The organism is Vitreoscilla stercoraria DSM 513 (assembly GCF_000382305.1).
In the GTDB taxonomy this organism is placed as follows: domain Bacteria; phylum Pseudomonadota; class Gammaproteobacteria; order Burkholderiales; family Neisseriaceae; genus Vitreoscilla; species Vitreoscilla stercoraria.
Map to the genome: position 1 here is coordinate 55,512 of NZ_KB908027.1, position 18,695 is coordinate 74,206.

At 45.5% G+C, this 18,695-nt stretch carries 19 protein-coding genes and 2 tRNA genes; 7 read left to right on the forward strand and 14 right to left on the reverse strand.

Going from position 1 to position 18,695, the window contains the following annotated elements; genetic code table 11:
• Positions 1–120 precede the first annotated feature (120 nt).
• The 5 genes from H150_RS0108715 to rpe all read right to left on the reverse strand — a co-directional run bounded on the left by H150_RS0108715 (position 121) and on the right by rpe (position 4,427).
• Positions 121–2,169, reverse strand: coding sequence for an OPT family oligopeptide transporter (locus tag H150_RS0108715; RefSeq protein WP_019958674.1), 2,049 nt, complete (start codon positions 2,167–2,169; stop codon positions 121–123).
• 273 nt (positions 2,170–2,442) lie between these two features.
• On the reverse strand, positions 2,443–3,114 hold the full coding sequence (locus H150_RS0108720) for an HAD family hydrolase (protein ID WP_019958675.1): 672 nt from the start codon (positions 3,112–3,114) through the stop codon (positions 2,443–2,445).
• A 113-nt stretch (positions 3,115–3,227) separates the two neighbouring features.
• A tRNA-Asn gene (locus tag H150_RS0108725) sits at positions 3,228–3,303 on the reverse strand.
• Positions 3,304–3,584: 281 nt separating this feature from the next.
• Positions 3,585–3,660, reverse strand: a tRNA-Asn gene (locus H150_RS0108730).
• Positions 3,661–3,746: 86 nt separating this feature from the next.
• Positions 3,747–4,427, reverse strand: coding sequence for a ribulose-phosphate 3-epimerase (rpe, locus tag H150_RS0108735; RefSeq protein WP_019958676.1), 681 nt, complete (start codon positions 4,425–4,427; stop codon positions 3,747–3,749).
• 224 nt (positions 4,428–4,651) lie between these two features.
• Between rpe and H150_RS14115 the strand changes: the two genes are divergently transcribed.
• A complete protein-coding gene (locus H150_RS14115; protein WP_169708872.1) occupies positions 4,652–5,047 on the forward strand; it encodes a Spy/CpxP family protein refolding chaperone in 396 nt (131 codons plus the stop codon).
• A gap of 62 nt (positions 5,048–5,109) precedes the next feature.
• Here H150_RS14115 and ppa read toward each other — a convergent pair whose 3' ends face one another.
• Positions 5,110–5,634 carry an inorganic diphosphatase gene (gene ppa, locus H150_RS0108745; RefSeq protein WP_019958678.1) on the reverse strand — a complete coding sequence of 175 codons (525 nt, stop codon included), beginning with the start codon at positions 5,632–5,634 and terminating at the stop codon, positions 5,110–5,112.
• A gap of 286 nt (positions 5,635–5,920) precedes the next feature.
• Between ppa and coq7 the strand changes: the two genes are divergently transcribed.
• A complete protein-coding gene (coq7, locus tag H150_RS0108750; protein ID WP_155970512.1) occupies positions 5,921–6,529 on the forward strand; it encodes a 2-polyprenyl-3-methyl-6-methoxy-1,4-benzoquinone monooxygenase in 609 nt (202 codons plus the stop codon).
• A 51-nt stretch (positions 6,530–6,580) separates the two neighbouring features.
• Here the strand turns inward: coq7 and H150_RS14120 are convergent, their stop codons facing one another.
• The 4 genes from H150_RS14120 to msrA are packed head-to-tail and all read right to left on the reverse strand — an operon-like array spanning position 6,581 to position 10,345.
• Positions 6,581–7,183, reverse strand: a complete 603-nt coding sequence (locus tag H150_RS14120) for an HD domain-containing protein (protein WP_019958680.1) — start codon at positions 7,181–7,183, stop codon at positions 6,581–6,583.
• Positions 7,184–7,192: 9 nt separating this feature from the next.
• Entirely contained in the window at positions 7,193–8,863 is a 1,671-nt protein-coding gene (gene recN, locus H150_RS0108760; RefSeq protein WP_019958681.1) for a DNA repair protein RecN, read from the reverse strand.
• An 8-nt stretch (positions 8,864–8,871) separates the two neighbouring features.
• Positions 8,872–9,762 (reverse strand): NAD(+) kinase, encoded by an 891-nt coding sequence (locus H150_RS0108765; protein WP_019958682.1) that lies wholly within the window; start codon positions 9,760–9,762, stop codon positions 8,872–8,874.
• Between the two features lie 55 nt (positions 9,763–9,817).
• Entirely contained in the window at positions 9,818–10,345 is a 528-nt protein-coding gene (msrA, locus tag H150_RS0108770) for a peptide-methionine (S)-S-oxide reductase MsrA (RefSeq protein WP_019958683.1), read from the reverse strand.
• A gap of 264 nt (positions 10,346–10,609) precedes the next feature.
• Here msrA and H150_RS0108775 point away from each other — a divergent pair, with 264 nt between their 5' ends.
• From H150_RS0108775 to H150_RS14125, 5 genes are read left to right on the forward strand one after another with little or no spacing between them, the layout of a single operon-like run.
• The gene (locus H150_RS0108775) at positions 10,610–11,557 is read left to right on the forward strand and encodes a tRNA dihydrouridine synthase (protein WP_019958684.1); all 948 of its coding nucleotides are present in this window, start codon (positions 10,610–10,612) and stop codon (positions 11,555–11,557) included.
• Positions 11,558–11,559: 2 nt separating this feature from the next.
• Entirely contained in the window at positions 11,560–12,348 is a 789-nt protein-coding gene (locus H150_RS0108780; protein WP_019958685.1) for a TrmH family RNA methyltransferase, read from the forward strand.
• Entirely contained in the window at positions 12,345–12,977 is a 633-nt protein-coding gene (locus H150_RS0108785; protein WP_019958686.1) for a UPF0149 family protein, read from the forward strand. The genes H150_RS0108780 and H150_RS0108785 overlap by 4 nt, the downstream gene beginning before the upstream one ends.
• A 3-nt stretch (positions 12,978–12,980) precedes the next feature.
• Complete coding sequence (locus tag H150_RS0108790; protein WP_019958687.1) at positions 12,981–13,544, forward strand: DUF2062 domain-containing protein; 564 nt, start codon at positions 12,981–12,983, stop codon at positions 13,542–13,544.
• A gap of 1 nt (position 13,545) precedes the next feature.
• Positions 13,546–14,082, forward strand: coding sequence for a hypothetical protein (locus H150_RS14125; RefSeq protein WP_019958688.1), 537 nt, complete (start codon positions 13,546–13,548; stop codon positions 14,080–14,082).
• On the opposite strand, the gene rodA is transcribed toward H150_RS14125, so the two are convergent.
• Genes rodA through mreC form a run of 4 tightly spaced genes read right to left on the reverse strand, consistent with a single transcriptional unit; the run spans position 14,079 to position 18,674 of the window.
• Positions 14,079–15,200, reverse strand: coding sequence for a rod shape-determining protein RodA (rodA, locus tag H150_RS0108800; RefSeq protein WP_026353607.1), 1,122 nt, complete (start codon positions 15,198–15,200; stop codon positions 14,079–14,081). The two genes, H150_RS14125 and rodA, sit on opposite strands and share 4 nt — an antisense overlap.
• A complete protein-coding gene (gene mrdA / locus H150_RS0108805; RefSeq protein ID WP_019958690.1) occupies positions 15,197–17,251 on the reverse strand; it encodes a penicillin-binding protein 2 in 2,055 nt (684 codons plus the stop codon). Before mrdA ends, rodA begins: the two co-directional genes overlap by 4 nt.
• Positions 17,248–17,754: a rod shape-determining protein MreD gene (mreD, locus tag H150_RS0108810; RefSeq protein WP_051083023.1), complete on the reverse strand. Its 507-nt coding sequence runs from the start codon at positions 17,752–17,754 to the stop codon at positions 17,248–17,250. Before mreD ends, mrdA begins: the two co-directional genes overlap by 4 nt.
• Positions 17,751–18,674: a rod shape-determining protein MreC gene (gene mreC, locus H150_RS0108815; protein WP_019958692.1), complete on the reverse strand. Its 924-nt coding sequence runs from the start codon at positions 18,672–18,674 to the stop codon at positions 17,751–17,753. The genes mreD and mreC overlap by 4 nt, the downstream gene beginning before the upstream one ends.
• Positions 18,675–18,695 lie beyond the last annotated feature (21 nt).

Genomic DNA, 18,695 nt, shown 5'->3' on the forward strand with positions numbered 1-18,695 from the left:
TGTGTTGGGGCATGAGCCTAGGAAAGATGAAGCCTATTAAAAGGTATGTTGAGGCATGAATTCAAATCGAAAAAAGCGTCCTGTAAAGATTTACAGGACGCTTTAAAATGTCAAAAAGGGTTATTTGCGCAAAACGCGTTGGACAAACAACGCCAAAGCTGCCAAGAAACCAGCCAAGCCTAATACCGTTGCCATTGTGTCCCAATTGGCCAATTGCAAGGCCATAGGCGCATCTGAACCACCAGAGGTTACAGACACCACGATGATCATCGCCATGGCCACACCAATTAAGCTCTCGCCCACAATCAAACCTGCGGCAAACAAGGTGCCACGGCGTTCGCCTTTGACAAATGCTGCTTCACCGCGGGTTTTTTTCAAGTGGCGGTGTAACAAATAAGACATCACCGTACCAATGATTAATGGCATGTTGATTGAAGGTGGTAAGTAAATGCCCATGCCGATTGCCAAAGCAGGTAAAGTCAAACGACCACCGCTGGATTTTTTCAACAATGCATCTACAATAATGACGGCAATACCGATGCCCACACCCATCAAGATGAAGTCCCATTGCAAATTGTGGGCAAAAATGCCTTTTGAAATGGTGGTCATCAATGTCGCTTGTGGTGCTGACAAAGCTTGCGCCGCATCCATGCCTTCACGTGGCATGGCGCCAGTGAAACCGTATGCTTGGAAGAGCAAATCCAAAATTGGTGAAATGACCACGGCACCGACCACACAGCCAATAATCAACGCAATTTGTTGCATGGCAGGTGTGGCATGGACCAAATAACCTGTTTTCAAGTCTTGTAAGTTGTCATTGGAAATGGTGGCCACTGCCATCACTGCCGAAGCCACAAACAAAGTCAATGCGGTTAAGAAGTTTGAGCCTTCTGTGGTGGACAATAAATCAGTGCTTTCGCCAACAATCAAGAATGTGGTGGCAATCAACAACACCGACACAATGCCAATGCCTGAAATTGGGCTAGAAGATGAGCCAATCAAGCCTGCCATATAACCACATGCAGCGGCGACCAAAAAACCAATGACCACAGCCAATAAAGTGGCAACAGCGACCAAACCCCAGCCTAAGCCAGCTGAAATTGGGGCTGCTTGTACAAAACTGTAAAAAGTGATGAACAAAATCAATACCATCAACAAGCTGATGCCTATCATGGCTTTAGGGCTCAAGTCGCGGTCAGCACGATGGGTATTGGCTGCGGCAGCTGGGTTTTTGATGGCTTCAAAAGACATGCGCATGCCTTCCATCATCGGTTTGGCTAAGCTCAATAAAGTCCAAATGGCTGCAATACCAATGGTACCGGCACCGATAAAGCGCACTTTTTCTTTCCACAAAGTCATGGCATAAGACACCATGTCTGCATCGGCAGGCATAGGAGCTGTGCTAGACAATACAGGTACTGCTACGCCCCAAGCGATGGCGATACCGGTCAAAATGGCCATACCGCCAGCGATGCCTACCAAATAACCTGCTGCCAACAAGGCAACGGAAAAACCCATCGGCAATTGGAAAATGGCATTGCCCATTTTGAACCAATGTGAAGCATGGTCAGATGCGATGCGCAAACCGTTGACCATAAAGCTGAACACACCTGCTAAAGCACCACCCATGACGATTTCTTTGATGCCGCTTTCTTCAGGTTTGGAGTTGGCATCTTGTTCGATTTCGCCTTTTTCATTGACAACCAAGCCGCTGGTGCCCGCTTTTAAGATTTCAGCTGCCGCCACACCTTCTGGATAAGGCAAATTGCTGTTAACCACCATGACATGACGCAATGGGATGGTGAAAATCACCCCTAAAATACCACCAGCCAAGCAAATCATAGTGGTTTGCCAGAATGGGAAGTTTTGCCAATAGCCAAGCATTAGCAAGCCCGGTAAGACAAAAATGATGGAAGACAAAGTGCCTGCTGCCGAAGCTTGGGTTTGCACCATGTTGTTTTCCAAAATATTGGAATCCTTGGCAAACTTCAATACTGCCATCGAAATGACTGCGGCAGGAATGGCTGACGCAAAGGTCAAGCCGACTTTTAAGCCCAAATAAACATTGGACGCGGTGAAAATCACCGTAATGAGTGCGCCTAAAATGATGCCGCGAATGGTTAACTCACGATAGTTGGCAAAATGGTCGACGCGTTGAGGTTGATTCATGATCTATCCTTAGCGCAATATAAAAAGCCACGGTTGGATGACAATCCGTGGCATGAGTTTTCTGTTGGTTGGATAAAACGCACAGTTTGCCGTATAAACTAGGCAATTTATAATTATATCTTAATGGTCGAGGTTTATCATGGTGCAAAAAATTGTAATCTTGAATGAATATTGCTCAATTTTGTAAGTTTAGGATTATTTTATGTAATCTAAGCGGTAAGTGGAAGAATCAATATTATTTTTAAAGGTTGATTTGATTAATAATTTTAAATTTTAAAATGAAAAATGCTCATGAATCAGTTGTTCTAGATTTTTCATACTTGAAAATATTTTTTTTGCACCATTTAGTTGCAAAGTTTCAGCATTAAAATGACTGTTTTCAGGTAAGTAAGCCCATACCGTTGCTCCAGCGGCAACGCCTGCTTGGATACCAGTGACGCTGTCTTCAATGATCAAACATTGGGCAATGTCTGCGTTCAAAGCTTGGGCTGCTGCCCAATACACATCAGGATAAGGTTTGTTGCGAGGGCAGTTGTGACCGCTTAAAACCGCTTTGAAAAATGGTTTGAGTTGGACTTTATCCAATTGCATACACACTTTGTGCAAATCGGCTGCTGAAGCGCAAGCAATATTGCCTTGGCAAGCACCGTATGCCGCTTGTACCGCCAAATGGCTGTCTTCAATGGCGGTCAATTCTTCTAATAAGGCGATGTTGCGGCGGCGGTAAAATTCTTGCATCCAAGTGTCATCTATTGAGCGACCAAGATTGGCTTCAATCAAAGCGGTTTCGCTGCGCACGGTTTTGCCCAAGAAAATGTCATAACATTCGGCTTCGCTGACATACCAACCATGTTCGTTCATGTATTGCCAAATGATGCGGTTGGTAATGCCTTCGCTGTCGACCAATACGCCATCGCAATCGAATAAAATGGCTTGAAATGACATGGTATGTCCTTTGTAATGGGAAATGGAATGCTGGCAGTGTCGCAGCGTCCTGAAAAATACACAAGAGGATACAGATATGAAAAAAGCCAGCTGATTAGCTGGCTTTTTGTATTTGGCTCCCCGACCTGGGCTCGAACCAGGGACCTGCGGATTAACAGTCCGTCGCTCTACCGACTGAGCTATCAGGGAATAGGTGTGCATTATAGCGACCTTGAAAAAACTGTCAAGCCAGATTTAACAGAAAAATGCAGGCTTGAAGATAAGTATCAGAAATGCATTGTAATATTGTTAATAAATAATTGTGTTTAGCTTGAAATGGCACAGATGAAATGTTTACAGGACGCTTACTGTGGATGTAAACGTAAGCCAGACAAGGTTTTTAAACAGGAATGATTTTTTGATAAACAACAAAGATTTTATAGATAAGATGAATATGAAAAAAGCCAGCTGATCAGCTGGCTTTTTAAATTTGGCTCCCCGACCTGGGCTCGAACCAGGGACCTGCGGATTAACAGTCCGTCGCTCTACCGACTGAGCTATCAGGGAATAGGTGTGCATTATAGCGACCTTGAAAAAACTGTCAACTTAAAAAAACAATTTTTGCAGCATAAAATGGTGCTTGCTTGATTTTATTAAGAATTTAATTTTGCCAATTCGACACGCATTGCATCAATCACTGCCTTGTAATCGCTTTGACTAAAAATAGCCGAGCCTGCCACAAACGTATCTGCACCTGCTGCAGCCACTTGGGCAATATTGTTGACTTTGATGCCACCATCAACTTCGATGGCAATGCGGCGGCCTGAAAGCTGTTCGTATTCATCCAATTTTAAGCGCAAAGCACGGATTTTATCCAAAGTGTTAGGGATGAAGCTTTGACCACCAAAACCAGGATTAACTGACATCAACAACACCATGTCGATTTTGTCCAAAACATAATCCAATACATGCAAAGGTGTCGCAGGGTTCAAGACCAAGCCTGCTTGACAGTTTTGTGCTTTAATCAAGCCCAAACTGCGGTCAACATGGCGACTGGCTTCTGGGTGAAAGGTGATGATGTTGGCACCAGCTTGGGCGAAAGATTGAATCAAATCATCCACAGGTTCTACCATCAAATGAACGTCCATCGGAACAGACGAATAAGGTTTGATGGCTTCACAAATCATAGGGCCAAAAGTCAAATTGGGTACGTAGTGGTTGTCCATGACATCGAAATGGATTAAGTCTGCACCAGCTGCAATCACATTGGAAACTTCTTCACCCAAACGGGCAAAGTCGGCAGACAAAATACTTGGAGAAATACGGTAATTCATGGTGTGTGTGTCATTTTTGTTAGCAAGAGGAGGCTATATTGTAACGGCTTTGTGCAGGGTCGACCATGCTTAGTTGGATTTAAAATCAAATTCTTAAATGACATAAATAACTTAAGCAAATGCTCGATTTACACAGATTTACGGGCTTGAGGTTCAGTTTCACACCGACACTGATACAATGCAAACATTCTTAATTTATTTGGTTTGAATGCATGGGCTCTGTCATGATACCCACACTGAAAAAAACAACCTTAGGTTGTGTGTTGTTTGTCAGCTTTTTTGCTTGTATGCAAACGGCGCATGCGGTTGGTATGAATTGTAATACCAGCCAATTGGGATTGACGCCAACTCAAAAAAATCAACTCAGACAGTTACGCCATGAGTATCGAACATTACGTGATGATATGACACGAAAAAAACCATCTGCTGCGACGGCTCGCCGCGATTTGGTACAAATTTTGATGCAAGATGATTTTAACGATCATGCTGCGCGCCAATATGTCAGTCAGAAATATTTGTACAATGCGGAACTTGATATGCAAGATTTGCGCATGCAGCATTATTTTTTCAAAGTATTAACGCCGCAGCAAAAGCAACAATGGCTGAGTCAATGTCAATAAGCCATTATATCTAGACAAAAAAAAGCCCATCATGAAGATGGGCTTTTATACAGATTACAAACTTATTTGAAGTTTTTAATACCAGACTCTAATTCTTCGGTTGCCGCTTCAATGCCTTCCCAGCCTTGAATCTTAACCCATTTGCCTTTTTCCAAATCTTTGTAATGTTCAAAGAAATGTTTGATTTGGTCGCGCAACAATTGTGGTAAGTCTTCCAATTTTTGGATGTCTTTGTACATCGGGCACAATTTTTCTACTGGAACGGCTACGATTTTGGCATCTACACCGCCGTCATCTTCCATTTTCAACACGCCCAAAGCACGGCAACGAACCACAACGCCAGGTGGCAATGGGAATGGGGTAGCAACCAAGACGTCGCAAGGATCGCCATCACCAGACAAAGTGTTAGGCACGAAACCGTAGTTGGCAGGGTACATCATAGAGGTGCCCATGAAACGGTCTACACAAATAGCGCCAATTTCTTTGTCGAATTCATATTTAATCGGTGCTGCATTGGCAGAAATTTCAATCACAACATTGAAATCGTCTGGAATGCTGGTAGCAGGTTTGATAGCATTAATGTTCATTATGTTCTCAAAATGGTTGAAGGATAAAACAGTAACATTATAACAGTATCAAACCTGTAAGCGATGCTTAAACAAGGTGAGGATAGGATAAAAAACCAAATTTTTTTGATGCAACACAGTTTGATTTAAATTTGTTTTTATCCAAAACTGATGCACCGCACAAGTGCAGGGTTTTTGCGGTAAAATACTTTGCTTAATGCAAGCTGAAAAATCAGATAAAGCTTGTGTCATTGATTTTATTGGTAATAGATGGAATAAAAAGGAGATTGCCGTGTTGCCCGATCGCATGATTGAAAACGTAGACATCGTGTTGCGCACCTTATTGGCGCCTGCCCAAACCACGCGTCCTTATCCCGATCAAGGCATACAAGAAGGGGAGATGGACGAAGACGAGCGTCAACATGCTTTGGGTTTGATGCGTGTGAATCATGTTGGTGAAGTGTGTGCGCAAGCGTTGTATCAAGGGCAGTCTATGACCGCACGCGACCAAAGCAATCGTGAAGCTTTGCAGCATGCTGCGCAAGAAGAAGTAGAACATTTGGCGTGGACAGAAAAACGCATTCAGGAATTGGGCGGGCGTGTGAGTTTGCTCAATCCTGTTTGGTATGCGTCATCTTTGGCCATTGGTGTGGCGGCAGGTGTGTTGGGCGACAAATGGAATTTGGGCTTTTTAGAAGAAACCGAAAAACAAGTGACCAAGCATTTAGAAGAACATTTGGAAGCGTTGCCTGCACAAGATGCCAAAAGCCGTGCGGTGGTGACGCAAATGCGTGAAGATGAAATGAAACATGCTGAAATGGCGCATGATTTTGGTGCAGCGCCTTTGCCTTTGCCTGTGAAAATGGCGATGGAAGCGATGTCAAAAGTGATGACAAGCATCAGTTATAAAATTTGAGAGATGGTGTTCCAACAAGCGTCCTGTCAATGTTACAGGCCGCTTGTTTTTTTACAGGCCGCTTAAATTGATTTGTGCTTGTGCGCCAAGCTGTTGTTGAAAGTAGGGGGTTTGAAACAAAGGCGAGCGTTGTGCCAATGTTTGTAAGACTTGGCGGCGGCGATAGCGGTATAACATCGCAGGCACAAAGCGGTATTCTTGGCGGATTTGCGCTTCATATTCGGCAAAACGTCGCGCATTGGCACCCAAAATACTCAAATCAATGTCCAACATCCATGCGCTGATTTCGCCCAAAGAGGCCTGATGGTTTTGTGTGTCCATGATTAAAGTGGCGATGGTTTGCAGTGTGTGCGGGTCTAAAGCGTCCTGTAAATGATGGTGCATCCATGCGACACTTTGCGTTTCATTGTCTTGGCGCTGAGGCTCATACACCACATCGTGGTAAAACAACGCCACACCAATGGCAAATGCATTGGGCATTGCCTGTTGGCAAGTGTGCCAATATTGCAGACATTCGCGCAAATGTTGGGTGGTGTGATAGTGGCGTTGCGGCTGTTGATACGCAGCGATGATGGGCGCCAGCTCAGGTGCAAGACGCGGTGTCTGTTGCCACAGCGTTTGCCACATGGTTTGCAAATACGCCACATTATCCATGTCGTGCTCTTAAATGGCGGCAGCTGCTTGGATTAACATTTCTTTGGCATGTTCGCGCGTGGTGGTGGTGATGGTTTCGCCACCGAGCATGCGCGCAATTTCTTCGGTGCGTGCATCGTCCACCAATTCCAGCAATTGGCTCAATGTGGTTTCGCCCACATCGCGTTTGCTCACTTGCCAATGTTGGTTGCCAAACGCGGCCACTTGCGGCAAATGGGTAATGGCCAACACTTGGTAATGTTGCCCCAATTGGCGCAATGATTTGCCCACCACTTCGGCCACACGCCCGCCAATACCGCTGTCTACCTCATCAAAAATCAACGTCGGCACGCTTTGCAAACGGCTGGTGACCACTTGCAATGCCAAAGAAATGCGTGACAATTCGCCACCTGAAGCCACTTTTGCCATGGGCCGCAAAGGATTGCCTTTGTTAGCAGCCACCAGAAATTGGACGTGTTCCAAACCATGTGAGCCTGCGTTGGATGCCAGTAATTCTATGGCAAAACGTGAACCATTCATCGCCAATTCTTGCATGCGCTCGGTGGTTTCAGCCGCCAATAGTTGTGCCGCTTGTTGGCGTTTGGCGCTCAATTGCTGGGCAAGTGTTTCAAAAGCTGCTTGGGTTTTGTTAACCGCTTGTTCTAAAGCCTCCGTATCGCCTGCGGCTTCCAATTGATTTAAAGCGTCCTGTAAGCTTTGTTGCTTGGCAAACAATTCTGGTGGCTCGACCCGGTATTTGCGTGCCAAGGTGTTTAAAGTTTGAATGCGTTCGGCTTGGACAGCCAATTCTTGTGGATTGATGTCGACATCAGCGCACACATCACGCATGCTCGAGGCCACTTCTGCCAATTCCGCTTCTACTGCCAAAAGCAATGGCAAACTTTCTTGAAAACGTGGTTCGTGTTGCGCCAAATGGCTCAAGCGTTGTTGGCATTGGTAGAGGCGTTGCTGCACGCTGCTTGCGCCATCTATCGCTTCATCTACCCATTGCGCCGCTTCTAAAATGTCCGCAGCATGCGCCAAAGCATCGTGGCTTTGATTGAGTTCGTCCCATTCTTTGGCAGACAATTGGTGTTGTTCCAAGTCTTGCAATTGCCATTGCAAACGTTCTTGCTCCAAAGCCAATTGTTCACCAGAATTCAAAGCGTCCTGTAAATCTTTTTGCGCTTGTTGCCATGTTTGATAAGCGTGCTTGACCGACAATGACAATTCTTGCGCGCCTGCAAAAGCATCAAGCAATTGCCGTTGCATCGCTTCTTTGTTCAACGATTGGTGGGCGTTTTGTCCGTGGATGTCGACCAAATGCGCGCCCATGTCACGCAATTGGCTTAAAGTGACGGTTTGACCATTGATAAAGCTGCGGCTTTTGCCTTTGGCATCAATGATGCGGCGAATGCTCAATTGCTTGTCTTCATCGTCTTGCATTAAGCCTTGTTCGCGCAAAGCGTCCTGTAAAGCATGCAATGCCGTGATGTCGAACAAAGCGGACAATTGGGCTTCTTTTTGACCCACCCGCACTTGTGAAAAATCGGCTTTGTCGCCTAATAATAAGCCCAAAGCATCCAAAGTAATGGATTTGCCCGCGCCCGTTTCACCGGTAATCACAGTCAAACCTGATTGAAAATTCAGATGTAATTGGTCAACAATGACAAAATCTTTTAAAGATAAGGCAAGCAGCATAAACGTCCCTAGACGAGTTGTTCGCCCCAATGCAACTTGGTGCGCAAAGTACGGTAATAATGGTAATCGGTTGGGTGTAATACCCGCAAAGTATTGCGATAACGGCGAATGATGATGCGATCGAGTTTTTGCAAATCGATAAACGACTGTCCATCAAAATGCACGCGGGCATCCATGCCTTTGGTCAACATGATTTCAATTTCGCTGGTGTCTGAAATGACAATCGGACGGTTGGTCATCGATTGTGGGCAAATTGGCACCAAAGCCAAAGCATGCATCGACGATTGTAAAATCGGACCACCTGCCGCTAAAGAGTAAGCCGTCGAGCCTGTGGGCGTGGATACAATCAAACCATCGCTTCGTTGTGTATAGACAAATTGGCGATTGATGAACACTTCAAATTCGACCATTTGCCCCAAGCCACCGCGCGACAACACCACATCGTTCAAAGCCAAAGATTGCTTGATGGTTTTGTCATCACGCACCACTTTGCTTTCTAGCAAAATCAAATCTTCAGGCAAGTATTTGCCACTCAAAATATTGCGCAAATCAGTGGCCAAGGTTTCCACGGGTACTTGGGTTAAAAAGCCCAAGCGACCCAAATTAATGCCAATGATGGGCACATAAAATGGGGCAATTTTGCGCGCGACTGACAAAAATGTACCATCGCCACCCAATACCATCACCACATGGCAATGGCGGCCTAAATCGCTTTTGCTGACGATTTGGCAATGCTCAATTTGCGGCATTTGCGCCAAGTCATGGTAATTGTCTTCGTCCAAATACACTTCTAAGCCATCATCTAGCAAGGTTTGGACGATTTTGCTGACAGGTCCAAACGCCTCAGGTGTTGCGATGCGGCAAGCAATGCCTATGCGTTGAAATTGAGTAGAAAGCATGGGGCTCCAATGTGTCTAAGCAGCGTCACTTTACCGCAAAGTCTTACAAACAGCATCATGCTGTACGCCATAAATGTGCAAATTGTTGTTTCGCTTGTTGTACTTTCGGTGCAATCACCACTTGGCAATAGCCTTGGTAGGGATTTTCAAAAAAGTAATCATCGTGTTCGTTTTCGGCAGGGTAAAAAGTTTGTGCTGCTGCAATTTCGGTGACGATGGTTTGGGGCAAGTCGTATTGCAAGGCTTCTAAATTGTTTTGTGCTTGCTGTTTTTGTTCTTCGTTTAAATAATAAATACCTGAGCGGTATTGCGTACCGGCATCATGACCTTGACGGTTCAATGTGGTGGGATCATGGATGGTGAAAAAGACATCCAAAACTTCATCATAACGAATGATATTTTCATCAAAATCAATTTTAACCGCTTCAGCATGCCCCGTATTGCCAGTGCACACTTCTCGATAAGTGGGATGGCGTGTGTGGCCGTTGATGTAGCCGCTTTTGACATTCAGGACGCCTTGTAATTGAGAGAATACTGCCTCCAAACACCAAAAACATCCACCAGCTAAAATGGCTGTTTGCATAGTAAAGTCCTTTTCAATTCATTCAAATTCAAATGTCCCTAATGAGCACAAATATTTTGCATCGTATCTGATGGTATCAGGTAGCGATATGATGGCGATTTTCTCAAGGTCAATGCCATAAAGATTTTAATGGTCTTGCCCATTCCCCAATCCATTTGCAGCATGATTGAACAATGCTTGTTTGAAGCATAAAGATTGAAATAGCGTTGGGCGAGTGTGCTCATGTCAGGGTAAAATAGCGGGCTATTGATAAAGGAAGATTCAATGCGTTTGATTCTAGCACCAATGCAAGGTTTGGTGGACGATGTGATGCGCGACTTATTGACCCGCATGGGTGGGTTGGACGCTTGTGTGAGCGAATTTGTGCGCATCACGCACACGGTGCATGGGCGTGGCATGTGGATGAAGTTGATTCCTGAATTGGAACACGATGCCAAAACATTTGCAGGTGTGCCGTGTACGGTGCAAATTTTAGGTTCAGATGCTGAAAATATGGCGCTCAATGCTTTGGAAGCGGTGCGTTATGGCGCCCAAAAAATTGACATCAATTTTGGTTGTCCTGCGCCGACAGTGAACCGCCATCAAGGTGGGGCAGTCTTGCTCAAAGAGCCTGAGCGTATGTTGGAAATTGTCACTACCGTGCGCCAAGCTTTGCCTGAACACATTCCGTTGAGTGCCAAAATGCGCTTGGGTTATGAAAGCAAAGATTTGTTTTTAGATTGTGCTCATGCCATTGAAAATGGTGGTGCTTGTGAAGTGGCGGTGCATGCTCGCACGAAAATAGAAGGCTATGAGCCGCCTGCACATTGGCAATACATTCACCGCATTCGCGAGGCTTTGAACATTCCTGTGATTGCCAATGGCGATGTGTTCAGTTTAGACGATTACATTGCCATCAAAGCACAATCGGGCTGCGACAGTGTGATGCTCGGTCGCGGCGCTGTGCGTCGTCCTGATTTGGCGCGTCAAATCATGTTGTACGAACAAGGTCAAACTGTCACTGAAATGGATTGGCCTGAAATCATGCATTGGGTGCGCTTGTTTTTTGAGTTGTGTTGTATCAAGGCGGGCGACTCCAAATATCCGATGGCACGTTTGAAACAATGGGTGGCGATGATGAAATTGGTTTATCCACAAGCGCATGTTTTGTTTGAAGCGATTCGCCCGTTAAAAGGCAATGATGAAATTAGAACGGTTTTGAAAGCGTCCTGAAAATGTATTTGATTCAATCGGCTCAAAACGAGTCATTAAAACGCTTGGGCAAATTGCTCAAGCAAGCGAAAGTGCGCCGTCAATTGGGTTTGGCGGCGATGGAAGGCGTGCATGTGTTGCAAGCGTATTTGCAAACGGGCGCGTTTCCTGAACAAGTGTTTGTGTCTGAAAAACGCAGCAGCGATGCCGAGGTTGCGTCCTTATTGCGCTTGCTGCCTGCGGGTGTGGTGCATGTGGTGACAGGTGATGCGTTAAGCAAAATCACAAGCCTCACCGAGGCGGACGACATCATCAGCGTTGTGAAGCGTCCTGTAAACGATGTGTTGCCAATTTCTGGCAATGGCATGTTGTTAGAAGACGTACAAGACCCAGGCAACATTGGCACCATCATTCGCAGCGCAGCGGCAGTGGGTTTGGATTGGCTCGTGTTAAGCCAAGGCTGTGCCGATGCTTGGTCGCCCAAAGTTTTGCGCGCTGCGATGGGTGGGCATTTTACGCTGCCCATTTACACCGATGTCGATGCTATTGATTGGACGCAAAACTTTACAGGACGCTTGTGGATGACAGCTTTGAAGCAAGAGAGCGACAGCGTGTATGATTTGGATTTGTGTGAAGATGGCGTGTGGGTGATGGGCAACGAAGGCGCGGGTATTAGCACTGGGCTTTTGCAATATTGTGCAAAGAGTGTTCACATTCCAATGCATGCACAGACAGAATCCTTGAATGTGGCGATGGCTGCCACTATTTGTATTTTTGAACAACAACGACAACGATTGAGAAGTAAACCATGAGTGATATTTTAGCCTTACAACAACAATTAGCCACTTTATTGCACCCGCATATTGACGGTGACACCATGCGCGTGGATGAAGTGCAAGGCTTCATGTGCGCGGTGTTGTCGGGTCCCGATGACATTCAATTGGAAGATTGGATGCCTGAGATTTTGGGTGATGAAAATTTGTTCTCTGATGCACAAAAAGCGCAAATTTTGGAATTGATTCGTCAATTGAGCGATGCATGGGCAGCGCAATTGGAAGCGCGCGAGTTGACTTTGTTGCTTGAAGACGATGAAGACGGTGAGCTTGATTACCAAACTTGGGCGAACGCTTATTTGTTTGCTTTGGATGTGGTCAATACCGATTGGTTTGAGGCAGCAAACGATGAAGAGTTTGAAGATGCGTTTTATCCAATGATGGTGACAGCAGGCATTTATGATGAAGAAGGCATAGACATTAGCCCAAAAGAGCGCAAAGAATCGGCTGAACAATTGGCCGCCACCGCAGAGCAATTCTTCCATTATTGGAAAGCGGTGCAAAACAAGCCACAAACGATTTTCCGTGGTGAAAAAGTCGGTCGCAATGACCCTTGTCCTTGTAACAGCGGCAAAAAATACAAAGCCTGTTGCGCTAAAGAAGTCTAAAACATGTTGCGACAAAGTTGGTGGCGTCAAAAATGGCATGCGTTGCGAGACAAAGTCCCAACGCACGATGAAATCTTTGCCAAGCGTTGGTTAAAACCTTTGGCTCCGTATTTCAACAAGCCTTATTTTTGGGTCGCCTCGCGTCGCAAAGTGGCGTTGGCTGTGGCCATTGGCTTGTTTGCAGGCATGATGCCAGGGCCTACGCAAATGTTGATGGCATTGATTTTGGCGTATGTATTGCGTGCCAATTTGCCTATTTCTTTGGCCATGACTCTATATACCAATCCGTTGACGTATCTGCCTTTGTATTATTTGGCTTATCAATTGGGCTTTCATGTTTTGGCTGAGCCTGGACACACTTTAATGGCATTTTCGGATTGGAAAGTGGTGATTGAAGCAGGTGGTTCGGATTTGCGCGCGGCTTTGGCTGAACAAGCCAAATATTTGATGCTAGGCGTCCCATTGTTTTCGGGAAGTCTGGCTGTGATAGGCTATGTGTTGGTACGCGGCGGTTGGCGTTGCCGTACCGTCAGTCGTTGGCGCTCTCGGCATGAGCGATTGAAATAAAATGAAGCGTAAATTGACCACGGGCGAAATGCAATTGGCGCGTTGGATGTTTCAGGACGCTGTTGATTATGCCTCTGTGCGTTTGGTCTTTGGTGCTTGGTGGCAAACTTTCAGCCGTGCAGCCGTGGCACCCAATGGTTGTATTTACTTTCCCAAATCGGCGTATTGCGCCGATTTTTCACAAGCACCCGTGCATTTGAAAATATGGTTCATGCATGAAATGACGCATGTGTGGCAATACCAACGTGGGTTTTCGGTTTTATTGTCAGGTGTTTGTTTGTTTGGCCAAGCGGGATATGTTCATGCCCGTGCTTACCGTTATTGGCAAGAAGGGCAAGATTTGCCTGCGTTTGCCCAATTGAATATGGAGCAACAAGCGGAAGTCGTTGCTCATTATTTTGCGGCTACATATTTACAGGTCGATGCTTTACAAAAACGGCTGCCACAATTAACTCGATGTGTGCAGCCGTTTTTACGCCATCCTTATCATTTAAGTTTGTTGCCACAACACAGTCGTTGTGGCGTGCACAAAGTTTAATATTTGGATTGATTGCCGCGGGTTTGATTGCTGTGAATACTCATTAACATTCCAAGCATAATCATCACCGATAAAGTTGCCGTACCGCCATAGCTGACCAAAGGCAAAGGCACGCCCACCACAGGCAAAATGCCGCTGACCATGCCAATATTCACGAACGCATAACAAAACACTGTCATCGTGAAAGCTCCTGCCACAGTACGTTCATACAAAGTGCGCGAATTGGCACTGATAATCAAACCACGAACGACAATAAACACATACACTGCGACTAATAAAATATTGCCTATCAAACCAAATTCTTCGGCATAAACGGCAAAAATAAAGTCGGTTGTGGACTCAGGAATATAGTCTAAATGGGTTTGTGTGCCATTGAGCCATCCTTTGCCCCACACGCCGCCTGAACCAATGGCAATCATGGATTGGATGATGTGATAGCCTGCGCCCAAAGGGTCTGCTGCGGGATTAAACAACGTTCTGACTCGAACACGTTGGTATTCGTGCATGCCATATTCCCACATCAACGGCATGGATAAGACTGCTAAAACAATGGTGACAAAAACCACGCGCCAAGACAAGCCAGCAAAAAACATCACAAAAATACCAGATGCGCCAATCAATACGGCTGTACCCAAATCAGGTTGGTCTAAAATCAAACCTACAGGCAGACCAATAATGCCCAAAGCACCTAAATAATGGTACCAACGCAATTCGGTATCATAGCGTTGAAAATAAGCTGCCACCATCATGGGTAAACCAATTTTCATGATTTCAGAAGGTTGAATGCGCAAGGGACCGATGTCCAACCAGCGCTTGGCACCGTTGACGCTGACACCAAAAAACTCTACGCCCAATAATAAAATGACGCCACCAATATACGCTGGCAAAGCCAAGCTCGCGAGCATTTGCGGTTTGATACGCGATAAGCCCCACAACAGCATGAAGCCTAGGAAAGTATGTAGGGTTTTTTTCTCTAATTGGAAAAATTGGCCACCGTCAGCAGAATAGAGCAAAAACAAGCTCATGATGTAAATGATTAAGATAGACAGTAATAACCATCGATCCATAGGTGCGATAAAAATATCGTATAAGCGTTTGAGTGGGTGATTGGAAGTCATGGGGTCACACCTGATGCTGCACGAGGTATTTTTTGTGCAGATTGGAAAGCGGCCTGTAAAGAAGTTTGCGCGTGGGTGGTTTTATTGTCTTTACTGTTGCTGGAAATTAAGGTTTCGTCTGCCAAGACAGTATTGGCTTGTGGTATGCGCAAATCATCGCTAGAACCTTTGTTGCCTAAAACTTTCAATAAGTAAAAATCAGAAAGCTGGCGAGCAATCGGAGCGGCAGTGGCACCCCAACCACCATTTTCTAAAATCACGGCAATGGCAATTTTAGGATTTTCCACAGGTGCAAAGGCAATAAACCAAGCGTGGTCACGGTGACGTTCCGCCAAGGCTGCGGCATTGTATGTTGCCCCTTGTGCAATACTTTTCACCTGTGCCGTTCCTGTTTTGCCTGCCATACTGTATTGCAAGCCTGATCCCACACGCCAAGCAGTACCACCTGGTCGCAACACGTTTTGCATGCCTTGTTTGACATAGTTAAAATTGTTTTGTTGGTAGGGCAAAACAGCTTCAGGTTTGGGATCGACCAAAGTGATTTCACGCGTTTGATGGTTGTGTAATTCTTTGACCACATGCGGCCTGAAAGACACACCATTATTGGCCAAAGTGGCTGTGGCATGTGCCATTTGTAAAGGAGTATAAGTGTTATAACCTTGTCCAATACTAATAGACACCATTTCTGAAGGATGCCATTCGCGTTCTCGCGGCTTGCCTTTTTTGAAGCGTTCGGCTTTCCATTCTTTGGTAGGCAAAATGCCACGATTTTCATTGGGCAAATCAATGCCAGTGCGCTCACCCAAGCCAAAGCGTCTTAAGTGGGGCGCTACCATATTAATACCCATTTCATAACCGATGCGGTAAAAGAAGGTATCGGATGAAACCGTAATGGCACGTTGTAAATTCATTGGGGCGTAACCGGATTTTACCGAATCGCGGTACACGTGTTTGGTGCCAGGAATACTCCATGCACCAGGAGCGGGCACAATACTGGTTTGGGTCAACTTGCCGCTTTCTAACATGGCCATGGCCATGAAAGGTTTGAAGGTTGAGCCTGGTGGATATAAACCTTGCGTGGTGCGATTGAGCATGGGTGTTTCCCAGTTCTCATTCAAAGCTTTCCACGACTCGGTATCAATGCCGTCAATGAACAAATTGGGGTCAAACGTTGGCTTGGATACCAAGGCCAAAATACCGCCTGTTTGTGGGTCGATGGCCACCACCGCACCACGACGGTTACCAAGCAAACGGTCAGCTTCTTGTTGTACACGAATATCCAAAGCCAAACGCAAGGTTTGCCCTGTTTGCGCTGGCATTTTGTTCAGGACGCGGACAATATTACCTGTGGCATCTTTTTCCACTTCTTGCATGCCCGGGATACCATGTAATTGAGGCTCGTAATAGGATTCCAAACCAAGTTTGCCAATATGTGTGGTACCTCGGTACAAATCTTGACGACCGTCTTCACTGAGTTTATCCAAGTCTTTGGTGCTAATACGGCCAATATAACCTAAGATATGAGCGGTGAGCTTGCCATAAGGGTATTCACGGAACGTACGAGCATTGATTTCAACGCCCGGAAATTGATACAGCTCTGGTGCCAAAGCACTGGCTTCGTCGATAGACAGTTTCAATTTCAAAGGAATGTTTTCATAAGCACGACTTTGCGCGCGCATGCGGCGGTAACGCTTGATATCTGCGTCAGAAACCGTGACATATTTTTGTAATTGCACCACCAAATCATCGAATTTGCTTTCGATTTTGCTTGGGATGATTTCCAAAGAATAAGCAGGATAATTGCGTGCCAAAACGACGCCATTGACGTCAGTAATTTCACCTCGAATAGGTGGTGTCGGAATGACAGAAACGCGGTTGCTGGTAGCTCGTTGCACGAATTCATCGTGTTTTTCAACTTGTAAATAAGCAAAACGCACAATCAAAACCACACTTAAAATCAGCACAACAACAAAGGAAACCAAAAGGCGCAATTGGAAGTCACGTTGGTTTCTTTGTTTGAATCTGCTTTGGTATTCACGCAAAGATTTCATCGTTTATTTTGCCGCCAATGCATGATGCCAACCATCAATGTGTTAAGTAAAGGCCATAATATGGCCACCGTAATGGCAGGCGTGAAATACAACCAACCGTAAAAGATTTGGTCATAAAACAGACGCACCAATATCATAATGCCTGCGTGTAATAAGAAAAAACCACCTACGGCAATGGCTTGGAAACCATAATGGTATAGCAAGAGTTGTCGGTGTTGCTGGCTGGCTAAAAAAGCAATAATGCTGTAACTGATGGCATGTTGTCCTAAGGGTGAGCTTAAAGACAAATCCATCACCAAGCCGATACAAAAGGCGATGCCAATATTGATGCTTTCAGGTCGGTGTAAAACCCAATAAATCAATACCAATAAGCATGCTTCAGGCAGCCAGAAAAAATACTCTCTTGGCCAAGCAATCAAGTCAAACATAATCGCCGCAACAAATGTTGTGGTGATAAAGCGTCCTGAAACTTTATATGGATTAGAAGAGCTGTATGCGGTCATGGAGCAGGAGCACTTTCGGTCTTAATAGGCGCAGATGCAGCAGAGACGGCGGATGCAGTCGCAACATTGGCTGATTCAGCTTCATTCAAATAAACAACCGGCTTGCTTTCTAAAATCAAAACTGAGCGCACGCTGGTCAAATTGGCCGTGGCTGCTGTGGTTGTTTTGTAGAAAGGGGTGCCGCTAGTAGGGGTAATCGAGGTAATTGTGGCTACGGGAATGCCCGCTGGATACACATTGTCCATGCCTGATGTGACCAAAACATCGTCTTTTTGCAAATCGGCGCTGACAGGGAAGTAGCGCAATTCCAAGTCTTCTAAATTGCCATACAACAAGCTGCGTACACCCGTACGAGCGACCATAACAGGAATGACGTTTTGCGCATTGTTGAGCAAAGTCAATTCAGAATGTCGGTTACCCACAGACGTAATTTGCCCTAATAGACCTGCAGCCGTCACGACTGCTTGACCGACCTGAACACCGTGTTGGCTGCCTTTGTCCAATAAATAATGTGTCGGAAAAGGTTCTATGCCCACATGGACGATTTTGGCATCGGTGGTGGGTAAGGACAGCAAATCTTTCAGGCGCTCATTGGCAGTGATTTCATCGACACTGTTGTTGATGCCTTTTAATTGGCTTAACTCAGTTTTCAAACGGGCATTTTCGGCATGCAAAGCTTGATTGGTTTGTACCAATTGATTTTGTTCTGCAAAATGTTGGTTAAGGCTGTTATACCAATTGACAGGTTGGTTAGCAGCCCATTGAATGGGATAAAAAATGCTGGCCAATTGGCTGCGCATTTGCTTCACCGCATCGACACGTTTGTCGGTGATGAGCAAGATAGAAGCCAACAACACCAAGAGCACCAACTTGGTTAGTGGGTGCAGGCGTCGTTGGTTAAATTGTAATGATTCAGACATCTACAATGACTATATTCAAAA